Source organism: Pseudomonas sp. 32A, from assembly GCF_052682255.1.
Genome location: NZ_JBQYLY010000001.1, coordinates 3,033,471 through 3,047,122, shown reverse-complemented (window position 1 = coordinate 3,047,122; position 13,652 = coordinate 3,033,471). Strand labels below are relative to the sequence as shown.

Annotated in this window: 11 protein-coding genes; 8 read left to right on the top strand and 3 right to left on the bottom strand. The window is 62.6% G+C overall.

The annotated features are described in order from the left end of the window. Window position 1: 1 nt before the first annotated feature. The 3 genes from tssK to tagH are packed head-to-tail and all read right to left on the bottom strand — an operon-like array spanning window position 2 to window position 3,235. Window positions 2-1,336, bottom strand: coding sequence for a type VI secretion system baseplate subunit TssK (tssK, locus tag ACUN0G_RS13770; RefSeq protein ID WP_063033832.1), 1,335 nt, complete (start codon window positions 1,334-1,336; stop codon window positions 2-4). Between the two features lie 14 nt (window positions 1,337-1,350). Continuing rightward, a complete protein-coding gene (gene tssJ / locus ACUN0G_RS13765; protein WP_421523261.1) occupies window positions 1,351-1,857 on the bottom strand; it encodes a type VI secretion system lipoprotein TssJ in 507 nt (168 codons plus the stop codon). 52 nt (window positions 1,858-1,909) lie between these two features. Then, window positions 1,910-3,235, bottom strand: a complete 1,326-nt coding sequence (gene tagH, locus ACUN0G_RS13760) for a type VI secretion system-associated FHA domain protein TagH (protein ID WP_445573667.1) — start codon at window positions 3,233-3,235, stop codon at window positions 1,910-1,912. A 404-nt stretch (window positions 3,236-3,639) separates the two neighbouring features. On the opposite strand from tagH, the gene tssA reads away from it, so the two are divergent. From tssA to tssH, 8 genes are all read left to right on the top strand, one after another. Continuing rightward, window positions 3,640-4,659 (top strand): type VI secretion system protein TssA, encoded by a 1,020-nt coding sequence (tssA, locus tag ACUN0G_RS13755; RefSeq protein ID WP_258342845.1) that lies wholly within the window; start codon window positions 3,640-3,642, stop codon window positions 4,657-4,659. 54 nt (window positions 4,660-4,713) lie between these two features. Continuing rightward, a complete protein-coding gene (gene tssB / locus ACUN0G_RS13750) occupies window positions 4,714-5,220 on the top strand; it encodes a type VI secretion system contractile sheath small subunit (protein ID WP_010168268.1) in 507 nt (168 codons plus the stop codon). Between the two features lie 2 nt (window positions 5,221-5,222). Further along, window positions 5,223-6,719 (top strand): type VI secretion system contractile sheath large subunit, encoded by a 1,497-nt coding sequence (gene tssC / locus ACUN0G_RS13745; RefSeq protein WP_017476732.1) that lies wholly within the window; start codon window positions 5,223-5,225, stop codon window positions 6,717-6,719. Between the two features lie 175 nt (window positions 6,720-6,894). Next, window positions 6,895-7,383: an Hcp family type VI secretion system effector gene (locus tag ACUN0G_RS13740; RefSeq protein WP_003213345.1), complete on the top strand. Its 489-nt coding sequence runs from the start codon at window positions 6,895-6,897 to the stop codon at window positions 7,381-7,383. A gap of 209 nt (window positions 7,384-7,592) precedes the next feature. After that, the gene (gene tssE / locus ACUN0G_RS13735; RefSeq protein ID WP_026077864.1) at window positions 7,593-8,108 is read left to right on the top strand and encodes a type VI secretion system baseplate subunit TssE; all 516 of its coding nucleotides are present in this window, start codon (window positions 7,593-7,595) and stop codon (window positions 8,106-8,108) included. Continuing rightward, on the top strand, window positions 8,105-9,964 hold the full coding sequence (gene tssF, locus ACUN0G_RS13730) for a type VI secretion system baseplate subunit TssF (protein ID WP_445573666.1): 1,860 nt from the start codon (window positions 8,105-8,107) through the stop codon (window positions 9,962-9,964). The genes tssE and tssF overlap by 4 nt, the downstream gene beginning before the upstream one ends. Beyond that, window positions 9,928-10,971 (top strand): type VI secretion system baseplate subunit TssG, encoded by a 1,044-nt coding sequence (gene tssG / locus ACUN0G_RS13725; protein WP_008439466.1) that lies wholly within the window; start codon window positions 9,928-9,930, stop codon window positions 10,969-10,971. The genes tssF and tssG overlap by 37 nt, the downstream gene beginning before the upstream one ends. Beyond that, entirely contained in the window at window positions 10,964-13,636 is a 2,673-nt protein-coding gene (gene tssH, locus ACUN0G_RS13720; protein WP_421523259.1) for a type VI secretion system ATPase TssH, read from the top strand. The genes tssG and tssH overlap by 8 nt, the downstream gene beginning before the upstream one ends. Window positions 13,637-13,652: the final 16 nt, after the last annotated feature.

The window sequence follows — 13,652 nt, the reverse complement described above, 5'->3', positions numbered from 1 at the left end:
ATTATCCTCGGATGGCCCAGAAAGCCAGGTTCAACCCCGGGAACTGGCCGGCGATGTGGAACGCAAAGCCGCCGGAATTACTCAGTTGCTGCCAGTGCTCGCTGCCCCGGTCCAGCTCGTAATAGGTGCTGCCTGCGTGGTACGGAATCTGCCGTGGCGCCACCGGCAGCGGCAGCAGGCCGATGCCCGGCAGTTGCAGGTTGACCAGGTCGCGGATGTGTTCCACCGAGCCGACTTTGCTTTGCTGACCGAAGCGCGCGCGCAGGGTTTCGCCTGGCACATCGGCGCGCACCACCAGGATGAAACTGGCGCTGTCGATCAAGGTTTTGTCGGCCAGCATCGCCACGTGTACGCCGTAGGCTTTCTCGACAATCGGGATCGGCGTGGCCTTGCTGTCGATCAGCATCGACAGTGCTTCACGCAGCGCCTGCATCACCGGGGTGAAGCTCAGGGCCAGGTCGTCATGCTGGTATTGCGGGTATTCCTGGGGGCGGCGGCCAGTGGTGGAGAAGGTCGAGAACTCGCCGGCCAGGCTCACCAGTTCACTGAAGAAACGCTCCGGGTGCAGCGGGCTCAACTGGCTCAGGTGCTGGATCAGCGGCTGGGCGCGGTTGACCAGTTGCAGCAGCATGAAGTCGGCAATTTCCGAAGCACCACCGGCGCCCGAAGCCACCACGCGCCCGGCCAACGCTTCGCCACGCTGGTGCAGCAGGCCCAGCAGTTCGCTGCGAAACGCAGTCAGCGGCTTGCTGGCCGTCACGTCGAGGACCGGCGGAATGTAGCTGTCGTCCAGCACCAGGGCGCGGTCGGCGCGCTTTTCCTTGATGCGCACCAGGCCGATGGCCGCGTAATCGCTGATGCCATCCTGGGCAGTCAACAGCCGCAGGGCACGGGAACCGACCGCCACCGGCGCACGGTTTTCAAAGGGCGCGTTGTCGTCGCGCACTTCGCGCACCTGGCTGACGTAGCGCGCCGCTTCCAGGGCTTCGCCTTCGTCGACGGTGTCGCGGGCGCCGGCACGCTTGAGGGGCAGCGCCAGGTAGACCAGACCATCACGCAGGTGGTCGTCAATGTTCAACGGGCTCGGCGCCAGGTCATCCTGGGGGATATTGAACGGCGTACCGTCGGGCAACAAACCGCGTGCCGAGACAATCGCCAGCTTGCCCTGGGCCAACAGGCCCTGGTCGATCAACAATTCGGAGAAGCCCCAGGCCCCTGCCGACAACGGGCGGCTGCGCGCATCGATCAGGTTTTCCAGGTAACGGTCATGCTGCTGGAAGTGCTGCGTTCCGATGAACATGCCTTCCGACCAGACCACGCGATTGTTCCAGGACATGGGGGCTCCGATTCTTATTGGGCAGGGCTGGATGGGGGAACCACGACGTCGGCACGTACGGCATGCACATCGAGGCTGATCTGGTATTCGGTGTATTGGCGCGCCGGCACGTTAAGCACGGTGCGCCACACGGCGCGGTCCAGTTCGCGATAGCCCACCAGCAGGCCAATCTGGCGGGTGGACGGGTCGAGGTCGCGCTGGATGCTCAATTGCTGGCCGGGCTGGATCACCACTTCGTCCTGGTCGAGCAGGTCGAGGCCGAGGGTCGACTGGGCGCGATCGGCCAAGGCGAAGTAGTCGGAACGGCTGAAGGTAGCGGCGTTTTTCAGTTCGAAAATCCGCACCCGTACCGGGGCTGCCTGACCATTGGCGCCGGGGTTTAGCCCGGCGATGGCGTGGAAATGCAGCTCGACGGCGGCGGTGTCTGCCTCAGCCTCGGGGGCTTCGGGTTTGGCCGTGTCCTTGGCACACGCCGTCAGCAGAAGCGCGGTGGCGGCTGCGAGTAAAAACCTGGGAATCATCCTGCGTCCTCAATGACGTACTTAGCTATCCGTTGTTCCATGTACTGCGTTGTTAGTGACGTTGTCGGCTGCTGTGCTCTTCGTAGGCACGGCTGAATTCACGCCCGAACAAGTCCTGGAAATCTTCCTGGGCCTCGCGGGAAATATTGCTGTAGAGCTCGGTGAACTGCTGCCAGTACTGGGCCTGGCGCGAACCGTTGAAAATGCTCGACAGCCCGCCGGGTTTGCCCATGCGCTCTTCAAGCTGCGCCGGCTCAAAGCGCGTCAGCAGGTGTTTGATGGCGGCTTCGACACCGGCCATTACCGCCAGTTGGTGAGCGCGCAGATCGTCGAAACTGTCGCGTACTGCAACGTCCGGCGCCATAAACGCCTGGTTGCTGTGACGCAGGAGCAGCAGTAACGCTTCATCGGCATTCGGGGCGAATTTCAACGGGTTGTTTTCCACCGGTTGAATCACCGTCTGCTGCATGCGGAACTCGCCCTTGAGGCTGCTGCGGGCACGCAGTACGTCGATCAAACCTTCGACCATCAGCCGGTAGCTGCGGCCGATGCTTTCCATCTGGGCTTCAGCCTGGGCCTTGTCCAGGCGCAACTGATCGAGGCCGGCACCGCGCAGGAAGGCTTGCAGCAAATCGGGTTGGTTGGCGTCGGCCAACGGGAGCGGCTGCTCGACCTTGGGTGGCTCGATGATCGGTGGTGGCGGTGGTGGAGGCGGCGCAACAGGCTTGGGTGCCGGGGCATCGCCAAACAAATCCCAGTCGTCGGGAATGATTGAGCCCGAAACTACCGGCGCAGGCGGTTCAGCCACGGGCAGCGGTGTCGGCGGACGAAAGTCGTGTTGCTCGGCCGGTACGTGGTCGTGCACGGTGGCCGGCGGTACGCTGGTGGGCGCGAGGAAGTCGAACAGGTCCGGCAGGGTGTCCATCGACGAGGCGCCCTGGAACTGCGGCGCGATCACCGGGTGCGGCGTCGGGGTGCTCACGGCGGCGCCCATCAGGGCTTCGAAGCTGTTGGAGGCGTCACCGGTGAAAGACGGGGTATCTGTCACTTTCAGGTTGAAATCGATACGCGCCTGGATTTCGTAATCACCGATGCGAATCAGCTCACCGTCTTGCAATGGCTCACTGTTTCCCCGGCGCAAACGGATGCCGGCGTTGACTAGCTCAACACCGTTAGTGCTGTTATCGGTTAAATAATAACGACCATCTTTGTATTGAATAACGCAATGCTGCGTGGAAACCAGGCGCTCCGGGTCAGGCAATATCCAGTCATTTTCGGAACCGCGGCCAATAGCCATCGCTCCCTGATCCATGGACTTTTCAGGGCACTGGCCAGGGGTAATCTTGTGATAACTAGTGATAGTCAAACACAGCGACATCATGCCTCCTTGCTGATACTTCGCGCGCGGCCGTTCCCTGGGAGAAATGCTCCCGAGGGATCCACGACAGATCCTTTCAAAACCTTGAAAGCCTGCTTCAACCCGCGTAATAGCTGATCTTAACCGGCCTGTATGACAAAAATCCTGCCTCGGCACCTGCTTCGACCGATCAGTCGCGCAGGATGTTAAGCACCGCACATCTGTCATAGAGGGCGAATAGCTTACCTTGACAAGGCATAAGTACTACACCAAAAATGCACAACTTCTTGAACACCAGTGATGGCACTTTGAAATCAGCATGATGTCAAAGCGCTAAATATGACCAAGAAAACATGCAAAGTTCCTCGCGCAACTAATGCATGAGCTGCCCGTCATCTAACGGGCTGATAGGGAGATCGAATTTAGTGGATGTGCCTCTGCTGCTCGCCGCCGTTTCCGCGACTTCGCCTTGTGGCGAAGACTTGGAATATGACGCCGATTATTTGCATCTTGAGCGTGCCGCACAGGGTCAACCCGAGCGCAGCATGGGCGACTCGATTCTGCCTGCCGAACCTCCGGAATGGCGCAGCATCCAGCAGCAAAGCCTCGACCTTCTGCAACGCAGCAAAGACCTGCGCATCACCCATTTCCTGTTGCAAAGCGCCCTCGCCCTCCAGGGCATCGCGGGGCTTGCCGACGCGCTCACGCTGATCAACGCGCTGCTGCGCGAATACTGGGCCGACCTGCATCCGCGCCTGGATGCCGATGACGACAACGACCCCACCGTGCGCATCAACGCCCTCAGCGGAGTGGCCAGCGACGCGAACATCCGCCTGCTGCGCGAAGCCATTCTGACCCGTTCGCGCACCTTCGGCCCCGTCAGCCTGCGCGCCGCGCTGAATGCCAGCGGGCTGCAGAGTTTCCCCGGCGAAAGCCTCGGCGCCGAACAGCTCAACGGCGCGTTTCTCGACAGCGATGCCGAGCAACTGCAAGCCACCCGCGACGCGCTGAACGCCGCCCGCGCCGCCTGTGATGCCATCGAACAATACGTCAGCGACCAGGTCGGTTCCGCCCAGGGCGTGGACCTCGGCCCCTTGAAGCAACTGCTCAAGCAGGCCGTGCAGATACTCAACCAATATGCCCCACACAGCGGTGCCGCCAGCGAGCCCGAGGTTGTCAGTGACGACAATGCCCCCTCGGTTGAATACGCCGCCGCGCCCGTTGCAGCACGCCCGACCGGCGACATCGCGAGCCGCGATGAAGTGCTGCGCAGCCTCGACAAAATCCTTGCGTACTACACCCGCCACGAGCCTTCGAGCCCGCTGCCGGTGCTGTTGAACCGAGCGAAGAATCTGGTGCACGCCGACTTTGCGGCCATCGTGCGCAACCTGATTCCCGATGGCATGTCCCAATTTGAAAATCTGCGCGGGCCGGACAGCGAATAAGCGTACGGATCGCGCAGTTACAACACCGTCGCTCAAGCGACCAGGAGCAGCAACGTGGCGAAGCAAAGTTCTCAGAAATTCATCGCGCGCAACCGTGCGCCTCGGGTGCAGATCGAGTACGACGTCGAGCTCTACGGCGCCGAGAAAAAGGTCCAGCTGCCCTTCGTCATGGGTGTGATGGCCGATCTCGCCGGCAAGCCCGCGGAGCCTCTGGCGCCTGTGGCCGACCGCAAGTTCCTTGAAGTGGACGTCGACAACTTCGACTCGCGCCTCAAGGCCATGCAGCCACGCGTCGCGTTCCACGTGCCCAACGAGCTGACCGGCGAAGGCAACCTGAGCCTGGACATCACCTTTGAAAGCATGGACGACTTCAGCCCCGCCGCCGTGGCGCGCAAGGTCGACTCGCTGAACAAGCTGCTCGAAGCCCGCACGCAGCTGGCCAACCTGCTGACCTACATGGACGGCAAGACCGGCGCTGAAGAAATCATCATGAAAGCGATCAAGGACCCGGCATTGCTGCAGGCCCTTGCGAGCGCGCCGAAGCCGGCAGGGGACCAGTAATCATGACCGAGAATACCGCCCGCGAAGGCGCCCAGAACCTGGGCGCTACCGAAGAAACCAGCGAGTTCGCGTCGCTGCTGCTGCAAGAATTCAAACCCAAGACCGAGCGTGCTCGCGAAGCCGTGGAAACCGCCGTGCGCACCCTGGCCGAGCAGGCACTGGCACAGACCGACCTGGTGTCCAACGACGCGATCAAATCGATCGAATCGATCATCGCCGCCATCGACGCCAAGCTCACCGCCCAGGTCAACCAGATCATCCATCACCAGGATTTCCAGCAACTGGAAAGCGCCTGGCGTGGCCTGCACTACCTGGTGAACAACACCGAGAGCGATGAGCAGCTGAAGATTCGCGTGCTCAACATCTCCAAGCCGGACCTGCACAAGACCCTGAAGAAATTCAAGGGCACCGCGTGGGACCAGAGCCCGATCTTCAAGAAGATGTACGAAGAAGAATACGGCCAGTTCGGCGGCGAACCTTACGGCTGCCTGGTAGGCGACTACTACTTCGACCAGTCGCCTCCCGACGTGGAGCTGCTGGGCGAGCTGTCGAAAGTCTGCGCCGCGATGCACGCGCCGTTCATTGCCGCGGCTTCGCCAACCGTAATGGGCATGGGCTCCTGGCAGGAACTGTCGAACCCGCGCGACCTGACCAAGATCTTCACCACCCCGGAATACGCCGGCTGGCGCTCCCTGCGTGAATCGGAAGACTCGCGCTACATCGGCCTGACCATGCCGCGCTTCCTGGCGCGCCTGCCGTATGGCGCCAAGACCGACCCGGTGGAAGCCTTCGCCTTCGAAGAAAACACCGACGGTGCCGACAGCTCCAAGTACACCTGGGCCAACGCGGCCTACGCGATGGCGGTGAACATCAACCGTTCGTTCAAACACTTCGGCTGGTGCTCGCGCATCCGTGGCGTGGAGTCTGGCGGTGAAGTCGAGAACCTGCCGGCCCACACCTTCCCGACCGATGACGGCGGTGTGGACATGAAGTGCCCGACCGAAATCGCCATCAGCGACCGCCGTGAAGCGGAACTGGCGAAGAACGGTTTCATGCCGCTGCTGCACAAGAAAAACACCGACTTTGCCGCCTTCATCGGCGCCCAGTCGTTGCAGAAACCGGCCGAATACGATGACCCGGACGCCACCGCCAACGCCAACCTGGCCGCGCGCCTGCCGTACCTGTTCGCCACCTGCCGTTTCGCTCACTACTTGAAGTGCATCGTGCGCGACAAGATCGGCTCCTTCAAAGAGAAGGACGAGATGCAGCGCTGGTTGCAGGACTGGATCCTCAACTACGTGGACGGCGACCCGGCGCACTCCACCGAAACCACCAAGGCCCAGCATCCATTGGCGGCTGCCGAAGTGATCGTGGAAGACGTTGAAGGCAACCCGGGGTACTACAACTCCCGGTTCTACCTGCGCCCGCACTACCAGCTTGAAGGGCTGACCGTGTCGCTGCGCCTGGTATCGAAACTGCCTTCGGCGAAAGGCGCGTAAAAAATCGGGACTGGCTCGCTCCCTGTAGGAGCGAGCTTGCTCGCGAAAAACTTGAAGGCGCTGCGTTCATCCAGGATGCCCGCGTCACCGTTGACGACCTTCGCGAGCAAGCTCGCTCCTACAGGGGTCGGCGGCGTTAACAAATACAGTGGCTGAGACCACACAGGGAGAAAACATGGCTGTTGATATTTTCATCAAGATCGGCGACATCAAGGGCGAGTCCATGGACAAGGCCCACAAGGACGAAATCGACGTATTGAACTGGAGCTGGGGCATGGCCCAGTCCGGCAACATGCACGTGGGCGGTGGCGGCGGCGCGGGCAAGGTGAACATCCAGGACCTGTCACTGACCAAGTACGTCGACAAGGCCTCGCCTAACCTGATGATGCACTGCGCCAGCGGCAAGCACATCGACAAGGTCACGCTGACCGTGCGCAAGGCCGGCGGTGAAAGCCAGGTCGAGTACATGATCATCAACCTGGAAGAAGTGCTGGTTACCTCCCTGAGCACCGGCGGTTCGGGCAGCGATGATCGCCTGACCGAAAACGTGACCCTGAACTTCGCCCAGGTGATGGTGGACTACCAGCCACAGAAAGCCGACGGCACCAAAGACGGCGGCGCGATCAAGTTTGGCTGGAACATTCGCTCCAACACCAAACGCTGATTTGTCACCCTCGCTCCGTAGCAGCTGTCGAGCGGAGCGAGGCTGCGTTCGAGGACGAAGTCCTCGCAATCCGGCACCGATAGTTGACTGATAAGTCCCGGTGTCCGGTTTACGACTGCTTCGCAGCCGAACGCAGCCTCGCCTCGCTCGACAGCGGCTACGGGTCAGGCACTTTGTTCCTCTCGCAACCCGTCCGTGGAGCTGCTTTGGTGGTAACTGAAATTGCTTCCCGCGATCGCCTGCAACCGTCCCTGCTGGACCGGTTGACTGACGATGACCCGACCAATCCCAAGGAAAGCGCCGACAAACGCGTGCTGTCCCTGAGCCAATTGAAAGCCTCGGTGCTGCGTGACCTGACGTGGCTGCTCAATACCACTTCACTGCTCAACGCCGATGCCACGCTGCACACGCCGGCCGGCACGTCGGTGGTCAATTACGGGCTGCCTGCCCTGGCGGGCAACAGTGTCTCCAGCGTCGACGTCAGTGCCCTGGAAGCCTTGATTCGACAAGCTATCGCCACCTTCGAGCCGCGTATCCTGCGTCATACCCTGCGGGTCAAGGCACGCGTGGGCCATGGCGAGATGAACCATAACGCCCTGAGTTTCGAGATCGAGGGCGACCTGTGGGCGCAGCCGGTGCCGTTGCGCCTGTTGCTGCAAACCGACCTGGACCTGGAAACCGGCCATGTGCGTGTGGTCAACGCCGACCAGCGGAGACGCCCATGAACCCGCGCCTGCTGGAACTGTACAACCAGGAACTGCACCACGTGCGCGAAAGCGCCGCCGAGTTCGCCAAGGAATACCCGAAGATCGCCAGTCGGCTGACCCTGTCCGGCATGGACTGCGCCGACCCGTACGTCGAACGGTTGCTCGAAGGCTTTGCGTATCTCACGGCCCGGGTCCAGCTCAAACTCGACGCCGAGTACCCGACCTTCACCAACAACCTGCTGGAGATCGCCTACCCGCACTACCTGGCGCCGACCCCGTCGATGACCGTGGTGCAGTTGCAGGCCGATCCCGATGAAGGCTCCCTGGCCAGTGGTTTTCCACTGCCCCGCGACACCGTCCTGCGCGCCGCGCTGGGTCGCGAAACCCAGACCTGCTGCGAGTACCGCACCGCGCACCCGGTGACGCTGTGGCCGTTGCAGGTCGCCCAGGCCGAGTACTTCGGCAACCCGTCCGCGGTGCTCGGGCGTTTGGCCGCCAGCGAACCCAAGGCCAAGGCCGGCCTGCGTCTGACCTTGCGTACCGGCGCCGAGCTGCCGTTCAACAGCCTCGCCCTGGATAATTTGCCGCTGTACCTCAGCGGTGCCGACGAACAACCGTTCCGCCTCTACGAACAACTGCTGGGCAATGCCTGTGCGGTGTTCGCGCGCAAGCCCGGCGGTGATTGGGTTGAACGCCTGTCGCCGGATGCCTTGCGCTCCCGGGGTTTCGACGACGCCGATGCGGCAATGCCGGTGGTGCCTCGGGCATTCCAGGGCTATCGCTTGCTCCAGGAATACTTCGCCCTGCCCCACCGTTTTCTGTTCGTTGAATTCGCTGAACTGAGCCGCGCCGTCAAGCGCTGTGACGGCCAGGAGCTGGAACTGATCGTGCTGTTCGACCGCCACGATCCGAGCCTGGAAGGCAGCGTCGGCAAGGCGCAATTCGTGCCGTTCTGCACCCCGGCAATCAACCTGTTTCCCAAGCGCGTGGACCGGATTCACTTGTCCGAGCGGGTCAACGAACACCATGTGATCGCCGACCGCACGCGACCGATGGACTTCGAGATTCACTCCTTGAGCGGCATCACGGGCCACGGCACCGGACCGGAGCAACCGTTTTTGCCGTTCTACGCAGTACGCGATCCGTCGCGCTATGGCCGTGACCAGGCTTATTACACAGTGCGTCGCGAACCCCGCGTGTTGTCCAGCGACCAGCGTCGCAACGGGCCGCGCTCCACCTATGTGGGCAGCGAAACCTTCGTCAGCCTGGTGGACACCCAGCAAGCGCCGTACCGCCATGACCTGCGCCAACTGGGCGTGACCGCACTGTGCACCAACCGCGATTTGCCGTTGTTCATGAGCGTGGGCAACGGCAAGACCGACTTCACCCTGGCCGACAGTGCGCCGGTATTGGCCGTACGTTGCGTCGCCGGGCCAAGCCGCCCGCGCGCCAGCCATGCCCATGACGCCAAGGCCTGGCGCCTGATCAGCCAGTTGTCGTTGAACTACCTGTCGCTGAGCGAGCAAGGCCAGGGCGCCGCCGCGCTGCGTGAACTGCTGCGTCTGTATGGCGACAGCAACGATGCCGCCCTGCAATTGCAGATCGAAGGCCTGCGGGAAGTCAGCAGCAAAGCGGTGACCCGCCGCCTGCCGATGCCCGGCCCGATCGTGTTTGGCCGGGGCCTGGAGATCACCCTGGAATTTGATGAAAACGCGTTCCGCGGCACCGGCGTGTTCCTGCTCGGTGCGGTGTTTGAACGGTTCCTGGCACGCTATGTGTCGATCAACAGTTTTACCGAGACGGTGATCCGTACCACCGAACGCGGCGAGATCATGCGATGGAAAGCCAAGCCCGGACGCCGTCCGACCCTGTGAGTACCCTGGATGCGATGCATCAGGAGCCCTGGGAATATGACTTCTTCCAGGCGCTGCGGCGCATCGAGTGCGAATCGCCGGACCTGCCACGCCTGGGGCATTCCCTGCGCCTGGCGGATGACCCGCTGCGTCTCGGGCAGCAGGCCGATTGCACCTTTGCGCCGGCTACATTGGCCTCGGTCGAACCTGGGGCTGAAGGCCAGCCGGCACGGCTTGAGCAGTTCTTCTTCGGCCTCGGCGGCCCTAACGGCCCGCTGCCGCTGCACATCACCGAGTACGTGCGAGAGCGCCAGCGCAACAACGCCGACAGCACCAGCAAGCGCTTCCTGGATGTATTCCACCACCGCCTGTTGACCCTGTTTTATCGCGCCTGGGCCGAGGCACGGCCTACCGTCAGCCATGACCGCCCGGACGATGACTACTGGTCGGCGCGCCTCGCCGCTTTGAGCGGTCGCGGCACCCCGAGCCTGCTCAACCAAGGCCTGATCCCCGACACGGCGAAGCTGCATTACAGCGGCCACCTGTCGGCGCAAACCCGCTACCCGGATGGCCTGAAGGCGATTCTCGGCGAGTACTTCGGCCTGCCGGTGGAGATCGAAGAATACGTCGGCCAATGGCTGGAACTGCCCGAGCGCAGCCGCGTGAGTGTCAGCGCCAACCAGCTGGGCGTGGACTTTTGCCTGGGCAGCCACGTGTGGGACCGCCAGCACAAATTCCGCATCCGCCTGGGCCCGCTGAAGCTCGATGACTACATGGGCATGCTGCCCGGCAGCCAGCCGTTCAACGAGCTGGTGGCGTGGGTCGCCGAGTACCTGGGCCATGAACTGGACTGGGACCTGAACCTGATTCTGCAACAACCGGAAGTGCCGGCCCTGCAACTCAACGGCCAGTTCCGCCTGGGCTTCAACACCTGGCTCGGCCAACCCGAGCATGACGCCAACGACCTAATCCTGGCCCGGCATTACGCCGAACACGCCAACACCTCAAGGAATCCAGAGCATGGGTGAAATCAGTCGCGCCGCACTGTTCGGCAAACTCAACAGCGTGGCCTACAAGGCCATCGAAGCCGCCACCGTGTTCTGCAAGCTGCGGGGCAACCCGTATGTGGAACTGGCCCACTGGTTTCACCAGTTGCTGCAACTGCAGGACTCGGACCTGCACCGCATCATCCGTCAGTTCAACGTCGAGCCGGCGCGCCTGGCCCGTGACCTGACCGAGGCCCTGGACCGCCTTCCCCGTGGCTCGACGTCGATCACCGACTTGTCGTCCCATGTGGAAGAAGCGGTCGAGCGTGGCTGGGTCTACGGCAGCCTGATGTTTGGCGAAAGCCAGGTGCGCACCGGCTACCTGGTGCTGGGGATTCTCAAGACGCCAAGCCTGCGCCATGCGCTGTTGGGGTTGTCCGGTGAATTCGACAAGATCAAGGCCGAAGCCCTGAGCGAACGCTTTGATGAATACGTCGGCGACTCGCCCGAAAATGCACTGAGTGCCAGCGACGGTTTCAACGCCGGCGCCGTACCCGGAGAGGCCAGCGGCGCCATGGCCCCGAGTGCGATGGGCAAGCAGGAAGCCCTCAAGCGCTTCACCGTCGACCTGACCGAACAGGCCCGCAGCGGCAAGCTCGACCCGATCGTCGGGCGTGACGAAGAGATCCGCCAACTGGTGGACATCCTCATGCGTCGACGCCAGAACAACCCGATCCTTACCGGTGAAGCCGGCGTCGGCAAGACCGCCGTGGTCGAAGGCTTCGCCCTGCGCATCGTCGCCGGCGACGTACCACCCGCGCTGAAAGATGTGGAACTGCGCAGCCTCGATGTGGGCCTGCTGCAAGCCGGCGCCAGCATGAAAGGCGAGTTCGAACAGCGCCTGCGCCAGGTCATCGAAGACGTCCAGGCCTCGCCGAAACCAATCATCCTGTTTATCGACGAAGCCCACACCCTGGTAGGTGCCGGTGGCGCCGCCGGGACCGGTGACGCGGCCAACCTGCTCAAGCCGGCCCTGGCCCGTGGCACCTTGCGTACCGTGGCCGCCACCACCTGGGCCGAGTACAAGAAGCACATCGAAAAAGACCCGGCCCTGACCCGCCGTTTCCAGGTGGTGCAAGTGGCCGAGCCGTCGGAAGACAAGGCGCTGCTGATGATGCGCGGCGTGGCCTCGACCATGGAGAAACACCATCAGGTGCAGATCCTGGATGAAGCCTTGGAAGCGTCGGTGAAGCTGTCCCACCGCTACATTCCGGCGCGTCAATTGCCGGACAAATCCGTGAGCCTGCTGGACACCGCCTGCGCCCGCGTCGCGATCAGCCTGCACGCGGTGCCGGCGGAAGTCGACGACAGCCGCCGTCGAATCGAGGCGCTGGAAACCGAGCTGCAAATCATCGCCCGCGAGCATGCGATCGGCATCGCCATCGGTGCGCGCCAGACCAACAGCGAAGCGCTGCTGGGTGCCGAACGCGAGCGCCTGGCCACCCTGGAAAGCCGTTGGGCCGAAGAGAAAACCCTGGTGGATGAGTTGCTCGCCACCCGTGCAACCCTGCGCGAAAAAGCCGGTGTGGTGGACAGTGATGCGGGTAACCACGAGAGCGACGAACTACGTGCAAAACTGGTCGACCTGCAACAGCGCCTCTCCACACTGCAAGGCGAAACCCCGCTGATCCTGCCGACCGTGGATTACCAGGCCGTGGCCTCGGTGGTCGCCGACTGGACCGGCATCCCGGTGGGCCGCATGGCCCGCAACGAACTGGAGACGGTGCTCAACCTCGACCAGCACCTGAAGAAACGCATCATCGGCCAGGACCACGCCTTGCAGATGATCGCCAAGCGCATCCAGACCTCCCGCGCCGGCCTCGACAACCCGAGCAAGCCGATTGGCGTGTTCATGCTTGCCGGCACCTCCGGCGTAGGCAAGACCGAAACCGCCCTGGCCCTGGCCGAGGCCATGTACGGCGGTGAGCAGAACGTGATCACCATCAACATGAGCGAGTTCCAGGAAGCCCACACCGTGTCCACCCTCAAGGGCGCGCCACCGGGCTACATCGGCTACGGCGAAGGCGGCGTACTGACCGAAGCCGTGCGGCGTAAACCCTACAGCGTGGTGCTGCTGGACGAGGTGGAAAAAGCCCACCCGGACGTGCATGAAATCTTCTTCCAGGTGTTCGACAAGGGCGTAATGGAAGACGGCGAAGGCCGGGTGATCGACTTCAAGAACACCTTGATCCTGCTGACCACCAATGCCGGTACCGAGCTGATTTCCCAGGTCTGCAAAGACCCGGCGAACATCCCCGAGCCCGAGGAAATTGCCAAGGCCCTGCGCCAGCCGTTGCTGGAGATTTTCCCGCCGGCGCTGCTTGGCCGCCTGGTGACCATTCCGTACTACCCGCTAAGCGACGAGATGCTCAAGGCGATCACCCGCCTGCAACTCAACCGCATCAAGAAGCGCGTGGAGAACACCCACAAAGTCGCCTTCGATTACGACGACGAAGTCGTCGACCTGATCGTATCCCGCTGCACCGAAACCGAAAGCGGCGGGCGGATGATCGACACCATCCTGACCAACAGCCTGCTGCCGGACATGAGTCGCGAATTCCTCACCCGCATGCTCGAAGGCAAGGCGCTGGCGGGGGTTCGGATCAGCACGCGGGATAACGAATTGCACTACGACTTCAACGATTGACCTGACGGAATGCGAT

Coding starts and splice junctions, on each gene's coding strand:
- tssK (WP_063033832.1), bottom strand. CDS start 1,336: ATGTCCTGGAACAATCGCGTGGTCTGGTCGGAAGGCATGTTCATCGGA.
- tssG (WP_008439466.1), top strand. CDS start 9,928: ATGGAAAGCCAAGCCCGGACGCCGTCCGACCCTGTGAGTACCCTGGAT.
- ACUN0G_RS13740 (WP_003213345.1), top strand. CDS start 6,895: ATGGCTGTTGATATTTTCATCAAGATCGGCGACATCAAGGGCGAGTCC.
- tssC (WP_017476732.1), top strand. CDS start 5,223: ATGACCGAGAATACCGCCCGCGAAGGCGCCCAGAACCTGGGCGCTACC.
- tssJ (WP_421523261.1), bottom strand. CDS start 1,857: ATGATTCCCAGGTTTTTACTCGCAGCCGCCACCGCGCTTCTGCTGACG.
- tssF (WP_445573666.1), top strand. CDS start 8,105: ATGAACCCGCGCCTGCTGGAACTGTACAACCAGGAACTGCACCACGTG.
- tssH (WP_421523259.1), top strand. CDS start 10,964: ATGGGTGAAATCAGTCGCGCCGCACTGTTCGGCAAACTCAACAGCGTG.
- tagH (WP_445573667.1), bottom strand. CDS start 3,235: ATGTCGCTGTGTTTGACTATCACTAGTTATCACAAGATTACCCCTGGC.